The organism is Nonomuraea sp. NPDC048916, from assembly GCF_040649575.1.
Taxonomy (GTDB): Bacteria; Actinomycetota; Actinomycetes; order Streptosporangiales; family Streptosporangiaceae; genus Nonomuraea.
In genome coordinates, this window is record NZ_JBEZFS010000008.1 from 126,358 (window position 1) to 145,084 (window position 18,727).

The following is an 18,727-nucleotide window of genomic DNA, read 5'->3' on the forward strand; positions in this document are numbered from 1 at the left end:
TCCTGATTCCGGCCTGCCTTTTGGAGCAGAAATGTGGGACTAAAGACCCTAAATGGGGAACATGATCCCAACGATGCTGGCAGGACCCCCAACCGACGGCGCGACCGGATAGGAACCTGACAATGGTTGCCGTTCCCCTGACACGCGAGGAAACCCGTGGCCGCACCACGGCACTCGTCCTTGCCACCACGGCATTCGCGGTGAACTTCTGGGCCTGGGCGCTGCTGAGCCCGCTGGGCCCGGTCTACAAGGAGTTGCTCGGCCTGAGCGCGTTCGCCGTCTCCCTCCTGGTGGCGGTGCCCGTGATCGTCGGCTCGCTCGGCCGGATGGTGCTCGGCGCGCTGACCGACAGGTACGGCGGACGGCTGGTGTTCGGCGTCTGCAGCCTGATCGGCGTGCTGCCCGTGCTCTTCCTGGCCTTCGCCGAGAGTTACCCGGCACTGCTGGCCGGCGGGCTGCTGCTGGGCATCACCGGCGCCACCTTCGCCATCGGCGTCCCGTACGTCAACGGCTGGTTCCCGCCCGAGCGGCGCGGCCTGGCGCTGGGGATCTTCGGGATGGGCAACATCGGCACCGCCGTCTCCGGATTCGCCACCCCGTGGCTGGCCACCGAGTTCGGCCGGCCCGCCCCCTTCTTCGCCGTCGCCGTGGCACTGGTCGCCGTCGGGCTGGCCTTCCTCACGATGGGCCGCAACGCCCCCGGCACGCAGGCGGCCACCGAGCCGTTCCTCACCAGGTTCGCCGCGGCCGCGCGGCTGCGCGTCACCCGCGAACTGGCCGCGATGTACGTGCTGACCTTCGGCGGCTTCGTCGCGTTCGGCGTCTACCTGCCGTTGTACCTGCGCGGCGTCTACGAGCTGAGCATCGCCGACGCGGCGGCCCGCACCGCCGGATTCGTGGTGCTGGCCACTCTGGCCCGTCCCGTCGGCGGCTGGCTGGCCGACCGGGTCGGCGGGGCACTGGTGCTGAGCTGGGTGCTGGCCGCGGTGTTCGCCTGCGCGATCGTCGTCTCGTTCGCCCCGGGCATGCCCCTGGCCACGGTCGGTTTCCTGACCATGGCGGCCGCGCTGGGCCTCGGCAACGGCGCGGTCTTCGCCATCCTGGGCCGTTCGGTGCCCGGCACGATGGTGGGCAGCGCCACCGGCGTGGTGGGAGCCGCCGGCGGCCTGGGCGGGTTTCTGCCGCCCATCGTGATGGGGCTCATCTTCGAGGCCACGGGATCGTACGCCATCGGCCTCATGCTGCTGGCCGCCATGGCGCTCAGTGCCTTCGTTTACTGCTGGTTCATCCTGCGCGCGCGCGGCTGAACCACCGATTTGGGAAAGAGGAACACATATGTCGGGCATGGATGGACCGGTCAGCGACGCCTTGCTCCAACTGGGCCGGCACCTTCGCCCTGGCCAGGTCTCCACCGACCTGCGCACCCTGCACCAGATCGGCGGCCGGCAGGGCGACGCCTTCTACCGGGACCGGTGGAGCCACGACAAGGTGGTGCGCTCCACCCACGGCGTCAACTGCACCGGCTCCTGCTCCTGGAAGGTGTACGTCAAGGACGGCGTGATCACCTGGGAGGCCCAGCAGACCGACTATCCCAGCGTGGGCGGTGACCGGCCGGAGTACGAGCCGCGCGGCTGCCCGCGGGGAGCCGCCTTCTCCTGGTACACCTACTCGCCCACCCGGGTGCGTTTCCCGTACGCCCGGGGCGTGCTGGTGGAGATGTACCGGGAGGCCAGGGCCAGGCTGGGCGACCCGGTCGCGGCCTGGGCCGAGATCACCGCCGACCCGGTCAAGCGGCGCCGCTACCAGTCGGCCCGCGGCAAGGGCGGCCTGGTCCGCATCACCTGGGACGAGGCGACCGAGATCATCGCGGCGGCGCACGTGCACACCATCAAGGAGTACGGCCCCGACCGGGTGGCGGGCTTCTCGCCGATCCCGGCCATGTCGATGGCCTCGCACGCCGCCGGCTCCCGCTTCGTCTCGCTGATCGGCGGGGCGATGCTGTCGTTCTACGACTGGTACGCCGACCTGCCGGTGGCCTCCCCGCAGGTGTTCGGCGACCAGACCGACGTCCCGGAGTCGGCGGACTGGTGGGACGCGGCCTACCTCATGCTGTGGGGCTCGAACGTGCCGGTGACCCGCACCCCCGACGCGCACTACATGGCCGAGGCCCGCTACCGGGGCCAGAAGGTCGTGGTGCTCTCGCCGGACTACAGCGACGCCGCCAAGTTCGCCGACGAGTGGCTGGCCCCGCATCCGGGCACCGACGGCGCGCTGGCCATGGCGATGGGCCAGGTGATCCTCAAGGAGTTCTTCGCCGACCGCCAGACCCCCTACTTCACCGACTACGTCAAGCGGTACACCGACCTGCCCTTCCTGGTGCGGCTGCGCGAGCACGAGGGCGGCTCGTACGTGCCGGACAAGTTCCTCACCGCGGCCGACCTCGGCCGGGAGGGCAAGGAGGAGGCGTTCAAGACGGTCATGCTGGACACCCGGACCGGTGAGCCGGCGGTGCCCAACGGCTCGCTCGGCTTCCGCTTCGCCGAGCAGGGGCAGGGCCGCTGGAACCTCGACCTGGGCGACCTCGACCCGGCCCTGACGGTCTACGGCGGCGAGGCGGTGGCGGTCGCGCTGCCCCGCTTCGACGGGGCGGACGGCGGGGTGGGCGGCGGGGCGGACGGCGGCGGCGTGCTGGAGCGCGGGGTCCCGGTGCGGCGGATCGGCGGCCACCTGGTCACCACCGTGTACGACCTGATGCTCGCCCAGTACGGCGTGGCCCGCGAGGGACTGCCGGGCAGGTGGCCGTCCGGCTACGACGACGAGACCGAGCCGTACACCCCGGCCTGGCAGGAGCGCGTCACCTCGGTGCCGGCGGCCAAGGCGATCCGCATCGCCAGGGAGTGGGCCCGCAACGCCGAGGAGTCCCGCGGCCGCTCCATGATCATCATGGGCGCGGGGACCAACCACTGGTTCCACTCCGACACGATCTACCGCTCCTTCCTGGCGCTGACCGCGCTGACCGGCTGCCAGGGCGTCAACGGCGGCGGCTGGGCGCACTACGTCGGCCAGGAGAAGTGCCGGCCGGTCACCGGCTGGGCACAGCTGGCCGGCGGCCTGGACTGGTCGCGCCCGCCCCGGCAGATGATCGGCACCGCCTACTGGTACCTGCACACCGACCAGTGGCGCTACGACACCTACTCCGCCGACGTCGTCTCCTCCCCGCTCGGCGGGGGCGCGTTCGCCGGCAAGGCCACCGCGGACCTGCTGTCGCAGTCGGCGCGGCTGGGCTGGATGCCGTCCTACCCGACGTTCGACCGCAACCCGCTCGACCTGGCCGACGAGGCCACCGCCGCCGGGCGCGAGATCGGTCCGTACATCGCCGAGCGGGTCTCCTCCGGCGAGCTCGGCTGGGCCTGCGAGGACCCCGACGCGCCGCGGAACTGGCCCCGGGTGCTGACCGTGTGGCGGGCCAACCTGCTCGGCTCGTCGGCCAAGGGCAACGAGTACTTCCTGCGCCACCTGCTGGGCACCGACTCCTCGGTGCGGGCCGAGGAGGCGGGGCCGGAGCGGCGGCCGGAGAGCCTCGCCTGGCCGGAGGAGGCGCCGAGGGGCAAGCTCGACCTGCTGCTGTCGCTGGACTTCCGGATGACCTCCACCACGCTGTTCTCCGACATCGTGCTGCCGGCCGCCACCTGGTACGAGAAGCACGACCTGTCCTCCACCGACATGCACCCGTTCGTGCACGCCTTCTCCCCGGCGATCGACCCGCCCTGGCAGACCCGTACCGACTTCGCGGCCTTCCACGCCATCGCGGCGGCCTTCAGCGCGCTGGCCGAGACCCACCTCGGCACCCGCACGGACGTGGTGGCCGTGCCGCTGCTGCACGACACGCCCGACGAGCTCGCCACCCCGCACGGACGGGTGCACGACTGGCGCAGCACGGGCACGCCGCCGACACCAGGGATCGACTTCCCGAAACTCGTCACCGTCGAACGCGACTACGGTGCCATCGCCGCCAAGATGGCCTCGCTCGGGCCGCTGGCCGAACGGCTGGGCGCGACCACCAAGGGCCTCACCTTCGACGTGGCCGCCGAGGTCGAACGACTGCGCCGGACCAACGGCACCACGGCGGACGGGCGGCCGTCACTGGCGACCGACATCGCCATGTGCGAGGCCATCCTGGCCCTGTCGGGCACCACCAACGGCCACCTGGCCGCCCAGGGCTTCGCCACGCTGGCCCGCCGTACCGGGACGTCCTTCGACGGGCTGGCCGACGAGCACCGGCGCATCACGTTCGCCGACACGCAGGCCCGGCCGGTGCCGGTGATCACCTCGCCCGAGTGGTCGGGCAGCGAGACGGACGGGCGGCGCTACTCGGCGTTCACCATCAACGTCGAGCACCGCAAACCCTGGCACACCCTCACCGGCCGCCAGCACTTCTACCTCGACCACGACTGGATGCAGGAGGCGGGTGAGGCGTTGCCGGTCTACCGGCCACCGCTGAACATGACCGCGATGTTCGGCGAGCCGAACATCGGGGAGATGGGCGCGGAGGGGATCACGGTGCGCTACCTCACTCCGCACTCCAAGTGGTCCATCCACTCCGAATATCAGGACAACCTGCTCATGCTCACCCTGTCGCGCGGCGGCCCGACCATCTGGATGAGCCCGGCCGACGCCGGCAAGGCGGGCATCGCCGACAACGACTGGATCGAGGCGGTCAACCGCAACGGGGTGGTCGTCGCCCGCGCGGTCGTCTCGCACCGCATGCCCGAGGGCACCGTGTACATGTACCACGCGCAGGAACGCGTCGTGGACGTGCCCAAGACCGAGGCGTCCGGGCGGCGCGGCGGCATCCACAACTCGCTCACCCGCCTGCTGGTCAAGCCCACCCACCTGATCGGCGGCTACGCCCAGCTGTCGTTCGCCTTCAACTACCTCGGACCCACGGGAAACCAGCGCGACGAGGTCACCGTCATCCGGCGCCGTTCCCAGGAGGTCGACTACTGATGAGAGTCATGGGCCAGCTCGCCATGGTGATGAACCTGGACAAGTGCATCGGCTGCCACACCTGTTCGGTCACCTGCAAGCAGGCGTGGACCAACCGGTCCGGCACCGAGTACGTCTGGTTCAACAACGTCGAGACCCGTCCCGGGCAGGGCTACCCCCGCACCTACCAGGACCAGAAGAAATGGAAGGGCGGCTGGGAGCTGAACAGCCGCGGCCGGCTGCGGCTGCGCGCCGGCGGGCGGCTGCGCAAGCTGCTCACCATCTTCGCCAACCCGCTCATGCCGTCCATCGGCGACTACTACGAGCCGTGGACCTACGACTACGACCGGCTCTTCTCGGCCCCCGCCACCGAGGACACCCCGGTCGCCCGGCCCAGGTCGCTCATCAGCGGCCTGCCCACGAAGATCACCTGGAGTGCCAACTGGGATGACAACCTCGCCGGCGCCCCGCAACTGGCCTCCGCCGACCCGGTGCTGCGCAAGCTGTCGGACCAGGTGAAGCTGGAGTTCGAGCAGTCGTTCATGTTCTACCTGCCGCGCATCTGCGAGCACTGCCTCAACCCGTCGTGCGTGGCCTCCTGCCCCTCCGGCGCGATGTACAAGCGCTCCGAGGACGGCATCGTCCTGGTCGACCAGGACCGCTGCCGCGGCTGGCGGATGTGCGTGACCGGCTGCCCGTACAAGAAGGTGTACTTCAACCACCGCACCGGCAAGGCCGAGAAGTGCACCTTCTGCTATCCCCGGGTCGAGGTGGGCATCCCGACCGTCTGCTCGGAGACCTGCGTGGGCCGGCTGCGCTACATCGGCCTGATCCTGTACGACGCCGACCGCGTCATGGAGGCGGCCTCGGTGCCCGACGAGAAGGATCTGTTCGAGGCGCAGAAGAGCGTGCTGCTGGACCCGCACGATCCCGAGGTGATCGCGGGCGCGCGCGCCTCGGGCATCCCCGAGGACTGGCTGGAGGCGGCGCGCCGGTCACCCATCCACAAGCTGATCTTCGAGTACGGCGTCGCGCTCCCGCTGCATCCCGAATACCGCACGATGCCGATGGTCTGGTACATCCCGCCGCTGTCGCCCATGGTCGACGCCCTGACCGGCACCGGACACGACGGCGAGGACACCGGCAACCTGTTCGGCGCGATCGACGCCCTGCGCATCCCGGTCGAGTACCTGGCCGAGCTGTTCACGGCCGGCGATCCCGAGCCGGTGCGGGCCTCGCTGCGCCGCCTGGCCGCCATGCGCTCCTACATGCGCCGCCTCAACCTCGGCCAGAGCCCCGACGAGAGCATCGCCGCCTCGGCCGGGCTGACCGGCGAGCAGGTCGAGGGCATGCACCGGCTGCTGGCCCTGGCCCCCTACGCCGAGCGTTACGTGATCCCCAAGGCGCACGCCGAGCAGGCCGGGGAGCTGGAGGAGTCGTTCACCGGATGCAGCCTCGACTACGAGGGCGGCCCCGGCATGGGCGGCCCGTTCGGCGAGGCCAGCGGCGTGCCCGCGCCCGTGGCGGTGGAGAACTTCCACGCGCTCAAGGACCGCCAGGGGAGCGGCGCCCTGATCGATCCCGCCGACCGCTCCGGCCGCGTCAACCTGCTCAACTGGGACGGCAAGGGGATCCCCGAGGGCCTGTTCCCCAAGCGCGAGGAGAACTCATGAGCGAGCGTGCCGTGCACCTCACGGCCTCGGTGCTGCTCGGCTATCCCGACGAACGGCTGGTCGAGGCGCTGCCGCTGCTGGCCGAGACCGTGGCCGGCCTCCCCGCGGGCGAGCCCGCGGAGCGCCTGGCCGCCTTCCTCGACCACCTGGCGGTCACCCCGGTCGCGGACCTGGCCGAGCACTACGTGGCGACCTTCGACCTCAAGCGCCGCTGCTGCCTGTATCTCAGCTACTACGCCTACGGCGACACCCGCAAGCGGGGGATGGCGCTGCTGCGCTTCAAGCACGCCTTCCGCGCCGCCGGGTTCGAGCTCGCCGACGGCGAGCTGCCCGACCACCTGGCCGCCGTCTGCGAGCTGTCCGGCCGCGGCGCGACCGAGCCGGCCACGCGGCTGCTGCGCGAGCACCGGCCGGGCCTGGAGACGCTGCTGGAGGCGCTGCGGCAGGAGCGCTCGCCCTACCAGGACGTCGTCGCCGCCGTCCTGGCCACCCTGCCGCCGCCGACCGCGCGCGAACGCGCCGCCGCGGCCCGGCTGGCGGCCGAGGGGCCGCCCGCCGAAGAGGTCGGCCTGGAACCCTTCTCGATGCCCGGAGACGCCCGATGAACGCGCTGGACCTGCTCCTATGGGTGGTGGCCCCCTACGTGGCCCTCACGGTGTTCGTGCTCGGCCACCTGTGGCGCTACCGCTACGACAAGTTCGGCTGGACCACGCGCTCCTCGCAGATGTACGAGTCGCGACTGCTGCGCGTCGGCAGCCCGCTGTTCCACTTCGGCATCCTGGTGGTGATCCTCGGCCACGTCGGCGGCCTGGTGATCCCGAAGTCCTGGACGGAGGCGGTGGGCGTCACCGAGGACGCATACCACCTGGTGGCCGTCGTGCTCGGCACCGTCGCGGGCGTGTGCACGCTGGCCGGGCTCGTCATCCTGATCTACCGCCGCCGCACCGTGGGCCCCGTCTTCACCGCCACCACCCGCAACGACAAGCTCATGTACGCGGTCCTCGCGCTGGTCATCGTGCTGGGCCTGGCCGCGACCGTCGCCGCCAACATCATCGGCGGCGGCTACGACTACCGCTCCACCATCTCGCCCTGGTTCCGGTCGGTCTTCGCCTTCCAGCCGAAGGCCGAGCTCATGGCCGGAGCGCCGCCGCTCTTCCAGGCCCACGCGTTCAGCGCGCTCGTCCTCTTCGCGATCTGGCCCTTCACCCGGCTGGTGCACATGCTGACCGCGCCGCTCGGCTACCTCACGCGCCCCTACATCGTCTACCGCAGCCGGGAGGACCGGGTGGGAAGCCGCTCTCCGGGGCGCGGCTGGGCGCCGGAGGACCGGCCCTGATCGATGGGCTCTGATCGATGGGCCCTGCTCGATGGGCTCTGATCGATCGGGGTCAGGCCGGGGCGGGCGCGTGGGGCAGCACGCCGGCGCGCTGCAGGTGCGCGCGGGCGTGCTGGATGGCCTCGGGGGTGCCGGAGTGCCGGCCGCCGATCCGGTCCAGGGCCCCGACCGAGTCGAACACCGGCCGCTGGCCGGGCCGCAGGCCGGAGACGAGCACGAGGATGCCGCGGCGGTCCAGCCTGTCGACGGCGTCCTTGAGCACGAGCGCTCCGGTGGCGTCCACGGTGGTCACGCGGGACATCCGCAGGATGACCACGCGCACGTCGGCGACCTCCGACAGCTCCAGCAGGAAGCGGTGGGCGGCGGCGAAGAACAGCGGGCCGTCGATCCGGTAGGCGACGATGTGCTCGGCGAGCAGCGCGTGCTCCTCGTCGCTGTGCTCGCCGGGCAGATCGGGCTTGAAGTCGACCTGGTCCAGCCGGGCCTGCCCGGCCACGGCCCGCAGGGCCAGCGCGCCGGCGATGACCAGGCCGATGATGACCGCGTAGACCAGGTCGAGGGCCACCGTGGCCACCGCGGTCAGGGCCAGCACCAGGGCGTCGGAGCGGGTGGCGCGGGCGATCGCGCGCAGCGAGCCGACCTCGACCATCCGGATCGCGGTGGCCAGCAGGACACCCGCCAGCGCGGCCAGCGGGATGTGGGCCACCAGCGGCGCGGCGGCGTAGACGATGGCGGCCAGCACGGCGGCGTGGGTCAGCGAGGCCAGCCGGGAGGAGGCGCCGCTGCGGACGTTGACCGCGGTGCGGGCGATCGCGGCGGTCGCCGGGACGCCGCCGAACAGCGGCGCGGCGATGTTGGCCAGGCCCTGGCCGAACAGCTCGCGGTCGGGGTCGTGCCGCTCGCCCACGGTCATGCCGTCGGCCACGGACGCCGACAGCAGCGACTCCAGCGCGGCCAGCGCCGCCACCGCGATGGCGGGGGTCAGCAGTGTGCCGATCGCGGCGGGGTCGAGGAAGGCCAGCGAGGGGGCGGGCAGGCCCGGCGGCAGGGCGCCGATCGGGGTCGCGTCCAGGTCGAGCAGCCGTACCGCGATGGTCGCCGCGATCACGGCGAGGATGGAGAACGGCACGGTCGGCCGCAGTCGGGCTCCGGCCAGCATGATCGCGGCCACCGCCACGGCCAGCGCGATCGCCGTCCAGTCGGGCGTCCGGGCGAAGTCCAGCACCGCCTGCCAGGCCACGGCCACCGCCTTGTCGCCCTCCGGCTTGGGCACGCCCAGGGCGGAGGGGACCTGCTGCAGGGCGATCACGCAGGCGATGCCCAGGGTGAAGCCCTCCACCACGGGCGCGGGGACGTAACGCATGTAACGCCCAACCCGGGCCACGGCCAGGGCCAGCAGGATGACGCCGGCCATCAGGCCGACCGTCAGCACGCCCCCGGGGCCGTACTGGGCGACGATCGGCACCAGCACCACGGTCATGGCCCCGGTGGGACCGGACACCTGCAGGTTGGAGCCGCCGAACACGGCGGCGACGGCGCCCGCGACGATCGCGGTGGCCAGCCCCGCCTCCGCGCCCAGCCCCGAGGAGACGCCGAAGCCGAGCGCCAGCGGCAGCGCCACGATCGCGACCGTCAGCCCGGCCAGCAGGTCGCGGCGCGGGCGGCGGCGCATCGCGGCCAGGTCGCTCCGGGCGGGCAGCAGCGAACCGACCGAGTCGCGGACCCGGTGGAGCAACCCGCTCACGGAGCGCCGACCTCCGACGAGCGCAGCTCTTCGAGCAGGTCGTGCTGGTCGGTGAGCATGGCGGTCAGGATCCGGCGGGCGGCGCGCATCAGGTCGGCCACGTCGCCGCCGGCCAGCTGGTAGACGACGCTGGAGCCCTCGCGGGTCGACAGGACGATGCCCGAGCGCCGCAGCACCGCCAGATGCTGCGACAGGTTGGGCGGCTCGACGTCGATCGCCGCCAGCAGGTCGCGCACCGGCACCGGGCCGTCCTGCAACTGCTCCAGCACCCGAATGCGGACCGGGTGCCCCAGCATCCGGAAGAACTCGGCTTTCGCCTGGTACAGGGGAACCGGCACGCGGGCCTCCGCTTTCTGGTCGGGCCCGTCCGGGCGGATTCGTCGCCTCCCACCGAGATGACAACTCAACTATGTAGTCAATTGCGAATGTTCGCAAATCGATAGGGACCAAGGGCACCCGGTCCGGGGACTTCGTCCTCCGGATTCCGGACGTCCATTCCGGAAAGGTGAAGGGTAGAGAGGCCGACCAGTGAAGGAGATCGTGATGGCCGGACCGATCGTGGTGGGCGTCGACGGCTCCGCGCCGGCGACCGCGGCGCTGGAGTGGGCCGCCGCCGACGCGCGGCACAGGGGGCTGCCCCTGCGCATCGTGCACGTGTGCGAACCGTGGCACGGCGACGGCGCGACCGAGCACTGCGCCCAGACCCTGGAGACGGCCGCCGGACACGCCCGCGACCTGGCGCCCGGCGTCGAGCAGAGCACCGAACTGCTGCACGGGGGAGTGGCCGGCGCGCTCGTCGCCGAGTCCGCGACCGCCGACAGCGTGGTGCTCGGCAGCAGAGGCCGCGGCGGCTTCGCCGGGATGGTGCTCGGCTCGATCGGCATGACCGTCGCCGGGCACGCCGCCGGACCCGTCGTGATCGTGCGCGGACCCGCCGTGGTGCTGCACGGCCGCATCGTCGTCGGCTACGACGGGTCCGAGCCGTCCCGGGCGGCCATGGCGTACGCCATCGAGCAGGCCCGCAGCCGCGACGCGCAGCTGCACGTCGTCTCCGCCTGGCAGCTGCCGATCTACTCGCCCTACGCCGCCGCCTACGGCGACCTGCTGCAGCAGGCCTTCCAGCACCAGGCCCAGGCCGCCCGCGAACGCCTGATCCCCTGGCGAGAGGACAACCCCGACATCCTGATCACCGACGAACAGGACTGCGAGCACCCCGTGTCCGCGCTCATCAAGGCCGCCACCACGGCCGACCTCGTCGTGGTCGGCTCGCGCGGTCTGGGCGGGTTCGCCTCGGCGGTGCTCGGCTCGGTCAGCCACGGCGTGCTGCACCACGTGAGCTGCCCGGTGGCAGTGGTCCGGCCGCGCGAGGAGGCGTCATGAACATCGAGACCCTGACCGCACGGCAGGTGATGAGCCGGGTCCTGGTGGCGATCAGAGCGGAGGAGTCGCCGCTGATGGCCTGGGAGCTGATGCGCCGGGCCGACGTGCACCACCTGCCGGTCATCGAGGGAACCCGCGTGGTGGGCGTCCTCACCCGCGAGGACGTGGCCGCCACCTGGTCCGGCGGGCCGCAGCAGCAGTCGGACCGCCAGGTCCGCTCCCTGCTGGGACGCGAGCCCCGGCCGCGCGTCGGTCCGGACACCCCGCTGGCCCGGGTCGCGGCCGTCATGGTCGACTCCGGCTGCGACGCGGTGCCCGTGGTCACCCGGGGCGGCCTGGTCGGGCTGATCACCGCCCGCGACGTGCTGGCCGCCGTGGCCGGCCGGATCAACCTCAAGGAGGAGCCGGGCGAGGTGGTCACCGGAATGTTCCACCTGGAGCCCGTCCTGCCGACGAAGAGCTGACACGACAGAAGAGGTGTGACATGTACGCACTGATCGTCTACGAGTCCATGTACGGCAACACCAAGCAGGTCGCGGAAGCCGTGGCGAAAGGGGTCGCCACGGCGATGAGGGCCGAGATCGTCGAAGTCGCCGACGCGCCCGCGTCCCCGCCGGAGGAGGTGGCGCTGCTGGTGGTCGGCGGCCCCACGCACGCCTTCAGCATGAGCCGGGAGTCCACCCGCAAGTCCGCCGCCGAGCAGGCCCAGGGATCCCTGGTGTCGCGGGGCCGCGGCATCCGCGAATGGCTGGCCGCCCTGCGGGTGGCGCGCGGCACACCCGCCGCCACCTTCGACACCCGCGTCGCCAAGCCGCACCTGCCCGGCTCGGCCGCCCGCGCCGCCGCCAAACGGCTGCGCCGCCTCGGCCTGCCGCTCATCGCCCCCGCCCAGAGCTTCTTCGTCACCGACTCCCAGGGCCCGCTCGTGGAGGGCGAACTGGACCGCGCCCGCCGCTGGGGCGAGACCCTCGCCGGCCGATTCGCGGTCCCCACAAGCTGACCCCCAAGCTGACCCCCAAGCTGACACCGCCGTGGGCTTTCTCGCCGGCGGCCTGACGGTGGGACCAAGGTCCCACCGGACAGCGGGCTTTCGGCCGCCGCGGCCCGGGTGCCGCGGATGATCTGATGGAGGCATGGACGCGATCACGCATGTCCGGCCGGGGCTCGGCGACGACGAGGCCGCCCGTCTGCTGGCCGAGCACGGGCCGAACCGGTTACCCGAGCCGAAACAGCCGTCGATCCCGCTCAGGGCGGCCCGTCAGCTCGCCGATCCGCTGTCGATCCTGCTGCTGGTCGCCGGCCTGGTCACGTTGGTGGTGCTGGGCGAGGTGCCCGAGGGCGTGGCCATCATGGCCATCCTGGCGGTGAACGTGGTCATCGGCGTCAGCCAGGAGGTCAAGGCCGAGCAGGCCGTACGCGCCCTGCGGACGCTGTCGGCGCCGATGGCCAAGGTCCGCCGCGGCGGCGTCGTGCGGCGGATCCCGGCCGCCGAGGTGGTGCCCGGCGACGTGATCGAGGTGGCGGCCGGAGACCGGGTGCCCGCCGACGCCCAGGTGGTGGAGGCGGTCTCGCTGGCCGTGAACGAGTCCATGCTGACGGGAGAGTCGAGCTCGGCGAGCAAACGGGCGGAGGGCGCGACGCGGGGGCCGCTGGGAGATCGCGACGGGCAGCTGTTCTCCGGGAGCATGGTGGTGCACGGCTCGGGCGTGGCGATGGTGGAGCACACCGGCGCCGCCACCGAGATGGGCCGCATCGCCTCCGCCCTGCACGGCAAGGTCAAGGGGCCGCTGGAGGTGGAGCTGGCCGCCGTCTCCAAGCGCATCGGCGTGCTGGCCGTCGCGGCGGGCGTGGTGATGGTGGCGCTCGGGCTGGCCCGGGGCGGCATCGAGCCGCTCGACCTGGCGCTGGCCGGGGTGGCGCTGGCCATCGCGGCGGTGCCGGAGAGCATGGCGGCCGCGGTCACCACCGCCCTGGCGCTCGGCTCACAGCGGATGGCCCGGCGCGGCGTCATCGTCCGGCGGCTGTCGGCCATCCAGGCGCTCGGCGCCACCACCGTGATCGCCTCGGACAAGACCGGCACCCTGACCACCGGCCGGCTGGCCGTCGCCGACCAGGTCACGGTGCCGGGCGCGGACGTCTGGCGGGCCGCCGTACGCTGCAACGACGCCCGCGACGGCGTCGGCGACGCGGTGGACGTGGCCCTGCTGGCCGCGGCCGCCCGCCACGGGGCGCTGCCCGTTCCGGGCGAGGCCAGGCTGGCGACCAGGCCCTTCGACGCCGACGTGCGCTCGATGGCGGTCGTCACCGACGGGCCGGTGCTGACCGTGAAGGGCGCGCCCGAGGTGGTGCTGGCCCGGTGCGCCCCCGGCCCGGACGCCGACCGGCTGCAGCGGGCCGTGACAGAGCTGGCCGGCAGAGGGTTGCGCGTGCTGGCGCTGGCCGAGGGGGACACCGGCGACCTCGACGCGACCGGGCTGCGGCCGGTCGCCCTGCTGGCGCTGAGCGACGAGATCCGCGAGTCGGCGCGGCAGGCCGTCGCCGACTGCCGGCGGGGCGGCATCCGGGTGATCATGGTGACCGGCGACCACGCCGACACCGCCCGGGCCGTGGCCGAGCAGGTCGGCATCGAACCCGACCCGGTGGTGACCGGGGACGCGCTGGACGGGCGGGACCGCGAGCAACGGCTGCGCGAGGCGAACGTGCTGGCCCGCGTCGACCCGGCGACCAAGCTGGACCTGGTCCGGTCGCTGCGCTCGGGCGGCGAGGTCGTCGCGATGACCGGCGACGGCGTCAACGACGCGCCCGCGCTGCGCCACGCCGACGTCGGCATCGCCATGGCCGGCGACGAGGGCACGGACGTGGCCAGGGAGGCCGCCGCCGTGGTGGTCACCAACGGCGAGCTGGGCACCATCGTCACCGGGGTGCGGCAGGGCCGCCGGCTGCACCACAACGTCGAATCCATGATCGGCTACCTGCTGGCCGGCAACCTGGCCGAGATCTTCCTCGTGCTCGTGGGCCTGTTCGCCTGGCCCGACCTGGTCATCCCGTTGCTGCCGGTGCAGCTGCTCTGGATCAACCTGGTGCTCGACGGCATCCCGGCCATCGCCCTGGGCGTCGACCGGCCGGCCGGCGACCCGCTGACCGCCAGGCCGCGCCGCGACGGGCTGCTGTCCGGCGCCGTGCTGGCCCGCATCGGGATCCGCTCGCTGATCGTCGGGCTGCTGGTCTTCGCCGCGGTGGAGGTCGCCCGGCGGCTTGGCTGGGACGAGGCGCAGGTCCGGACCCAGGCCGTGCTCGCCCTCGTCTTCGCCCGGCTGACCCTGGCCTACGTGGCCAGGGCCCGGCGGTGGACCTTCGAGCGCGGCTGGTGGCATGGCCGGGCGGTGCTGCTCGCCGTCGCGGGCGCCGCCGCCCTGCAGGCGCTGGTGACGCTGGTGCCGGCACTCGGCGCGTTCCTGGCGCTCGCGCCGGTCCCGCCGCTGGGCTGGGCGATGGCCGGGGCCGCCGCGCTGCTCACGCCGCTGCTCTGCGACGCGGTACGAGCGCTGCACCGGCTCGGAGCGGGACGCGCCCGCCGGGAGCCGGTGTGACCGCGTGCCAGCCGAGCCCGCCGCGGATGCGGGCGCGCAGCGCCTCCGCCGCGTCGGGCTCGCCATGCACGATGTACGTCACGATGGGGCCAGGCCGCCGACGGCTGCCCTCCGCGATCCGCGCCAGATAACCGGAAACGCCGCCGCTCTGGTGACGCCTGCGTGACATCACCTTTGGCATCGCATCGGGATTGCGATGACGTCATGATGATGTCATAGTGACGTCATGGACCTTGCGCCGTATGTCGATCACCTCCGCCGCGAACTCGCCATCGCCGCCGGGGCGAGTGGCGAGGAAGCTCGCGCGCTGGCCGAGCGCCTCGCCGCGACGCTCGGGTCGGCCACCCGGCTCGTTCTGCTGGAAGCTCTGTCCGCCGCCGCGGACGAGATCACCCGGGACCTCGCGCCGGGCTCGGTCGAGGTGCGCCTGCGCGGACGCGACCCCGGTTTCGTCGTGACACCACCGACCGGCCGGCCGTTCGAGGGGGAGGGCGAGGTCGAGCGGTTCGAGAGGCCGCCCGCCCCGCCGCCACCCCCGGATGCCGACGAGGGCGGGACGTCCCGGATCTCGCTCCGGGTTCCCGAGCACCTCAAGCCGCGCATCGAGGAGGCAGCCGCCCGGGACGGGTTGTCGGTCAACGCCTGGCTGGTCCGCGCCGTCGCCGCCGGACTCGCCCCGGGCGCTGCCGGCCGGGGCGCGACCCAGCAGTCCGGCAATCGCTACAGCGGCTGGGTGCGCTGATGACCACGCCCACACATGAGGAGGGGAGTGCGATGCCGACTTTCGATACCCCAGAACCTATTCTCGCCGTCATCGACCTGGCGACCGCCAACGTCCGGATCAACGCGAGTGGCCGCGCCGACACCGTCATCGAGGTCCGCCCGAGCGACGAGTTCGACGACGCCGACGTGCACGCCGCCGAGCACACCCAGATCGAGTACGCCGACGGCAGGCTCCTGGTGCGGGCGGCCAAGGACCGGGGCGCTTCGACGTCGGGTTGGGGTCTCTCGTTCGACAAGCTGGTGGAGTCGCCCGCGAACTGGGCGCGTTCGCTGCTGCTCGGCGGGGGCGGCTCGGTCGAGGTGATGGTCGAGCTTCCGGCGGGCTCCCGCGTCGACGCCAAGACGGCGGCGAGCCTCCGCTGCCGGGGTGCGCTCGGCGAGGTGAGCTCCACCACCTCCTACGGCGACATCCAGGTCGAGCAGGCCGGCCGGCTGCGGCTGAGCTCCACCCATGGCGACATCTCGGTCACCCGCGCGGCCGGGCACGCCGAGGTGACCACGACCAACGGCAACATCCGCATCGGCTTGATCGACGGCACGGCAGTGGTCAAGACCTCACACGGCGACGTCCGCCTGCGCGAGGTGACCGGTGAGCTGCGGCTGAACTCCGCCCATGGCGACAGCACCGTCGATCGCGCCCTGGCCGGCGTCGCCGCCAAGACCGCCTACGGCAGCGTCCGGATCGGCGAGGTGGTGTCCGGCTCGGTCGTCATGGAGACCACCGGCGGCGGGCTGGAACTCGGGATCCGGGAGGGCAGCGCCGCGTGGCTGGACCTGAGCTCGAAGTACGGCACCGTGGACGTCTCCCTGGACCCCAGCGACGACCCCGGCCAGTCCGACCAGGTCGTCGAGGTCCGGGCGCACACCGTCTACGGCGACATCGTCATTCATCGTTCCTGACAACCAAGGAGATTCCCATGCCAGACGCGATCGTGGCCGAGGGCTTGGTCAAGAAGTACGGCGACGTGGTGGCCCTCGACGGGATGGAGCTGACCGTTCCCGAAGGGACGGTGTTCGGGCTGCTCGGCCCGAACGGAGCCGGCAAGACGACCACCGTGCGGATCTTGACCACATTACTGAAGCCGGACGCCGGGCACGCCAGGGTGGCCGGGTTCGACGTCGTACGCGAAGCGCACCGGCTGCGCGCGCACATCGGCGCCTCCGGCCAGTACGCCGCCGTCGACGATCACCTCACCGGCGCCGAGAACCTGGAAATGGTCGGCCGCCTCTACCACCTGGGCGTCAAGCGCGCCAAGCGGCGTGCCCGCGAGTTGCTGGAGCGCTTCAGCCTTGCGGAGGCCGGCGACCGCCCGGTGCAGGGCTACTCCGGCGGCATGCGACGCCGCCTCGACCTGGCCGGCGCGCTGGTCGCCAACCCGCCGGTGCTGTTCCTCGACGAGCCTACGACCGGCCTCGACCCCCGGGCCCGCGCGGGCCTGTGGGACGTCATCGCCGAGCTCGTCACGGCGGGCACGACGGTGCTGCTCACCACCCAGTACATGGAGGAGGCCGACCGGCTGGCCGACCGCATCGCGGTGGTCGACCACGGCCACGTGATCGCGCTCGGCACCGTCGACGAACTCAAGGACCAGGTGGGCGGCGACCGGATCGAGCTGTCGGTGACGAGCGCGGCGGACCTGGAGACCGCCAGGCGGACGCTGGCGCCGATGGCCGTCGGGGACATGCAGACCGATGCCACCGCCCTCCAGGTGACGATCCCGGTCACCGGCGGCGCAGCCGCGCTGACCGCGGCCCTCGGCCACCTGACCGCCGAGCGGATCACCGTACGCGATGCCGGACTGCGCCGGCCGACCCTGGACGACGTGTTCCTGACCCTCACGGGACACGAGGCCGACGAGAAGATCAAGGAGACCGTGCGATGAACACCCTGCAGATGGCACTCGCCGACGGCATGACGATCACCAAGCGCAACGCGTTGAAGGTCAAGCGAGCACCCGACCTGCTCGGCGGCGTGGTCCTGCTGCCGATCGTGTTCGTGCTGCTGTTCGCCTACGTCTTCGGCAGCATGATCGAACTGCCCGGCATGTCATACACGGAATACCTGCTCCCCGGCATCTTCGTCATGACGATCACCACCAGCGCGCAAATCACCGGATACACCCTCACACAGGACCTGCAGAAGGGCATCTTCGACCGGTTCCGCACCCTGCCGATGTCACCCTCGGCGGTGCTGACCGGCCAGACCTTCAGCGACCTGATCACGAATGTGACCAGCATCGTGACCATGGCGCTCGTCGGGCTGCTCGTCGGATGGCGCATCCACACCTCGCCGCTCGAAGCGGCCCTGGGATTCCTGGTGCTGCTGCTGTTCGCGTACGCCTTCTCCTGGGTGACGGCGACGGTCGCGCTGGCCCTGCGCACGCCCGAGGTGTTCAACAACGTGGCCACCCTCGTGTCGCTTCCGCTGGTCTTCCTGTCCAACGCCTTCGTCGACAGTGCGCGCTTGCCCGGGCCACTGAAGGTGATCGCCGAATGGAGCCCGATCTCCACGCTCATCCAGGGCACGCGCGAGCTGTTCGGCAACACCAGCCCGGCCATGCCCGTGCCCAGCGCCTGGCCGCTGCAGCACGCGGTGCCGGCGTCGATACTGTGGTCGCTCGTGCTCCTGGTCGTGTTCGTGCCGCTGGCCACGCGGCTGTACAAGAGAGCCGTCAGCCAATGATCTCGCGCGAAGCGGCGGTGGGCGTGGCACCACAGGCGCGAGTCTCCGACGACGATCGCGACAAGGCCGTCCACCTGCTGCAGGACGGCTTCGCCGACGGACGCCTCAGCGCCAGTGAGCTGGAACGGCGACTCGAACTGGCGCTCACCGCGCACTCTCACGACAACCTGCTCGCGGTGATCTCCGACTTGACGATCGACATGGTCCACCTGACGCCCAGAAGCGGACGCATCAGGAGAGACGGCGACTGGCGGGTCCCGCGCCTGCTACGGATCGACTCCGAATACGGCAAAGTGCGGCTCGACCTGTCCCAAGCTCTCATCCGACATCCCGAGGTCGACATCGAGCTTTGGCTCACGTACGGCTCCGCGGCGATCATCCTGCCCGCCGGCGCCAGCGCGAACGCCGACGGGGCGCGAACCGAATGGGGCAGCGTGACCTGCAAGGCAGCGGACCATCGACGTCCCGGCAAGCTGCACGTTCACATCACCGGAGAGCTCGCCTACGGCCGCCTGACCATCCGCAACTCGCGCACATGATTCAGCACAGCCG

At 72.1% G+C, this 18,727-nt stretch carries 17 protein-coding genes; 14 read left to right on the plus strand and 3 right to left on the minus strand.

Annotated elements, in window-relative coordinates:
- Positions 1-122 precede the first annotated feature (122 nt).
- Genes AB0C16_RS10330 through narI form a run of 5 tightly spaced genes read left to right on the plus strand, consistent with a single transcriptional unit; the run spans position 123 to position 7,995 of the window.
- Positions 123-1,307 (plus strand): MFS transporter, encoded by a 1,185-nt coding sequence (locus AB0C16_RS10330; RefSeq protein WP_357681029.1) that lies wholly within the window; start codon positions 123-125, stop codon positions 1,305-1,307.
- Between the two features lie 28 nt (positions 1,308-1,335).
- Positions 1,336-5,007, plus strand: coding sequence for a nitrate reductase subunit alpha (locus AB0C16_RS10335; RefSeq protein ID WP_357681031.1), 3,672 nt, complete (start codon positions 1,336-1,338; stop codon positions 5,005-5,007).
- The gene (gene narH, locus AB0C16_RS10340; protein ID WP_357681033.1) at positions 5,007-6,659 is read left to right on the plus strand and encodes a nitrate reductase subunit beta; all 1,653 of its coding nucleotides are present in this window, start codon (positions 5,007-5,009) and stop codon (positions 6,657-6,659) included. The genes AB0C16_RS10335 and narH overlap by 1 nt, the downstream gene beginning before the upstream one ends.
- The gene (gene narJ / locus AB0C16_RS10345; protein WP_357681035.1) at positions 6,656-7,264 is read left to right on the plus strand and encodes a nitrate reductase molybdenum cofactor assembly chaperone; all 609 of its coding nucleotides are present in this window, start codon (positions 6,656-6,658) and stop codon (positions 7,262-7,264) included. Before narH ends, narJ begins: the two co-directional genes overlap by 4 nt.
- The gene (gene narI / locus AB0C16_RS10350; RefSeq protein WP_357681037.1) at positions 7,261-7,995 is read left to right on the plus strand and encodes a respiratory nitrate reductase subunit gamma; all 735 of its coding nucleotides are present in this window, start codon (positions 7,261-7,263) and stop codon (positions 7,993-7,995) included. The genes narJ and narI overlap by 4 nt, the downstream gene beginning before the upstream one ends.
- Positions 7,996-8,047: 52 nt before the next feature.
- Here the strand turns inward: narI and AB0C16_RS10355 are convergent, their stop codons facing one another.
- Positions 8,048-9,667 carry a SulP family inorganic anion transporter gene (locus AB0C16_RS10355; protein WP_357681236.1) on the minus strand — a complete coding sequence of 540 codons (1,620 nt, stop codon included), beginning with the start codon at positions 9,665-9,667 and terminating at the stop codon, positions 8,048-8,050.
- Positions 9,668-9,735: 68 nt separating this feature from the next.
- Positions 9,736-10,077, minus strand: a complete 342-nt coding sequence (locus tag AB0C16_RS10360; protein ID WP_357681039.1) for a metalloregulator ArsR/SmtB family transcription factor — start codon at positions 10,075-10,077, stop codon at positions 9,736-9,738.
- Positions 10,078-10,282: 205 nt separating this feature from the next.
- Here AB0C16_RS10360 and AB0C16_RS10365 point away from each other — a divergent pair, with 205 nt between their 5' ends.
- From AB0C16_RS10365 to AB0C16_RS10380, 4 genes are all read left to right on the plus strand, one after another.
- The gene (locus tag AB0C16_RS10365; RefSeq protein WP_357681041.1) at positions 10,283-11,119 is read left to right on the plus strand and encodes a universal stress protein; all 837 of its coding nucleotides are present in this window, start codon (positions 10,283-10,285) and stop codon (positions 11,117-11,119) included.
- Positions 11,116-11,583, plus strand: a complete 468-nt coding sequence (locus AB0C16_RS10370) for a CBS domain-containing protein (RefSeq protein ID WP_357681043.1) — start codon at positions 11,116-11,118, stop codon at positions 11,581-11,583. Before AB0C16_RS10365 ends, AB0C16_RS10370 begins: the two co-directional genes overlap by 4 nt.
- Positions 11,584-11,603: 20 nt before the next feature.
- On the plus strand, positions 11,604-12,119 hold the full coding sequence (locus tag AB0C16_RS10375) for a flavodoxin domain-containing protein (protein WP_357681045.1): 516 nt from the start codon (positions 11,604-11,606) through the stop codon (positions 12,117-12,119).
- A 133-nt stretch (positions 12,120-12,252) separates the two neighbouring features.
- Positions 12,253-14,709 carry a cation-transporting P-type ATPase gene (locus AB0C16_RS10380; RefSeq protein ID WP_357681047.1) on the plus strand — a complete coding sequence of 819 codons (2,457 nt, stop codon included), beginning with the start codon at positions 12,253-12,255 and terminating at the stop codon, positions 14,707-14,709.
- Here the strand turns inward: AB0C16_RS10380 and AB0C16_RS10385 are convergent.
- Positions 14,633-14,890 carry an MBL fold metallo-hydrolase RNA specificity domain-containing protein gene (locus tag AB0C16_RS10385; RefSeq protein ID WP_357681049.1) on the minus strand — a complete coding sequence of 86 codons (258 nt, stop codon included), beginning with the start codon at positions 14,888-14,890 and terminating at the stop codon, positions 14,633-14,635. The two genes, AB0C16_RS10380 and AB0C16_RS10385, sit on opposite strands and share 77 nt — an antisense overlap.
- A 45-nt stretch (positions 14,891-14,935) precedes the next feature.
- Here AB0C16_RS10385 and AB0C16_RS10390 point away from each other — a divergent pair, with 45 nt between their 5' ends.
- Genes AB0C16_RS10390 through AB0C16_RS10410 form a run of 5 tightly spaced genes read left to right on the plus strand, consistent with a single transcriptional unit; the run spans position 14,936 to position 18,714 of the window.
- A complete protein-coding gene (locus tag AB0C16_RS10390; protein WP_357681051.1) occupies positions 14,936-15,451 on the plus strand; it encodes a toxin-antitoxin system HicB family antitoxin in 516 nt (171 codons plus the stop codon).
- Between the two features lie 32 nt (positions 15,452-15,483).
- Positions 15,484-16,392, plus strand: coding sequence for a DUF4097 family beta strand repeat-containing protein (locus tag AB0C16_RS10395; protein WP_357681053.1), 909 nt, complete (start codon positions 15,484-15,486; stop codon positions 16,390-16,392).
- Positions 16,393-16,409: 17 nt separating this feature from the next.
- Positions 16,410-17,375, plus strand: coding sequence for an ATP-binding cassette domain-containing protein (locus AB0C16_RS10400; RefSeq protein ID WP_357681055.1), 966 nt, complete (start codon positions 16,410-16,412; stop codon positions 17,373-17,375).
- Positions 17,372-18,175, plus strand: coding sequence for an ABC transporter permease (locus AB0C16_RS10405; RefSeq protein WP_357681057.1), 804 nt, complete (start codon positions 17,372-17,374; stop codon positions 18,173-18,175). Before AB0C16_RS10400 ends, AB0C16_RS10405 begins: the two co-directional genes overlap by 4 nt.
- Positions 18,172-18,714, plus strand: a complete 543-nt coding sequence (locus tag AB0C16_RS10410) for a DUF1707 domain-containing protein (RefSeq protein WP_357681059.1) — start codon at positions 18,172-18,174, stop codon at positions 18,712-18,714. Before AB0C16_RS10405 ends, AB0C16_RS10410 begins: the two co-directional genes overlap by 4 nt.
- The last annotated feature ends 13 nt before the right edge of the window (positions 18,715-18,727 follow it).

Coding starts and splice junctions, on each gene's coding strand:
- AB0C16_RS10330 (WP_357681029.1), top strand. CDS start 123: ATGGTTGCCGTTCCCCTGACACGCGAGGAAACCCGTGGCCGCACCACG.
- AB0C16_RS10335 (WP_357681031.1), top strand. CDS start 1,336: ATGTCGGGCATGGATGGACCGGTCAGCGACGCCTTGCTCCAACTGGGC.
- narH (WP_357681033.1), top strand. CDS start 5,007: ATGAGAGTCATGGGCCAGCTCGCCATGGTGATGAACCTGGACAAGTGC.
- narJ (WP_357681035.1), top strand. CDS start 6,656: ATGAGCGAGCGTGCCGTGCACCTCACGGCCTCGGTGCTGCTCGGCTAT.
- narI (WP_357681037.1), top strand. CDS start 7,261: ATGAACGCGCTGGACCTGCTCCTATGGGTGGTGGCCCCCTACGTGGCC.
- AB0C16_RS10355 (WP_357681236.1), bottom strand. CDS start 9,667: ATGCGCCGCCGCCCGCGCCGCGACCTGCTGGCCGGGCTGACGGTCGCG.
- AB0C16_RS10365 (WP_357681041.1), top strand. CDS start 10,283: ATGGCCGGACCGATCGTGGTGGGCGTCGACGGCTCCGCGCCGGCGACC.
- AB0C16_RS10370 (WP_357681043.1), top strand. CDS start 11,116: ATGAACATCGAGACCCTGACCGCACGGCAGGTGATGAGCCGGGTCCTG.
- AB0C16_RS10375 (WP_357681045.1), top strand. CDS start 11,604: ATGTACGCACTGATCGTCTACGAGTCCATGTACGGCAACACCAAGCAG.
- AB0C16_RS10380 (WP_357681047.1), top strand. CDS start 12,253: ATGGACGCGATCACGCATGTCCGGCCGGGGCTCGGCGACGACGAGGCC.
- AB0C16_RS10385 (WP_357681049.1), bottom strand. CDS start 14,890: ATGCCAAAGGTGATGTCACGCAGGCGTCACCAGAGCGGCGGCGTTTCC.
- AB0C16_RS10390 (WP_357681051.1), top strand. CDS start 14,936: ATGGACCTTGCGCCGTATGTCGATCACCTCCGCCGCGAACTCGCCATC.
- AB0C16_RS10395 (WP_357681053.1), top strand. CDS start 15,484: ATGCCGACTTTCGATACCCCAGAACCTATTCTCGCCGTCATCGACCTG.
- AB0C16_RS10400 (WP_357681055.1), top strand. CDS start 16,410: ATGCCAGACGCGATCGTGGCCGAGGGCTTGGTCAAGAAGTACGGCGAC.
- AB0C16_RS10405 (WP_357681057.1), top strand. CDS start 17,372: ATGAACACCCTGCAGATGGCACTCGCCGACGGCATGACGATCACCAAG.
- AB0C16_RS10410 (WP_357681059.1), top strand. CDS start 18,172: ATGATCTCGCGCGAAGCGGCGGTGGGCGTGGCACCACAGGCGCGAGTC.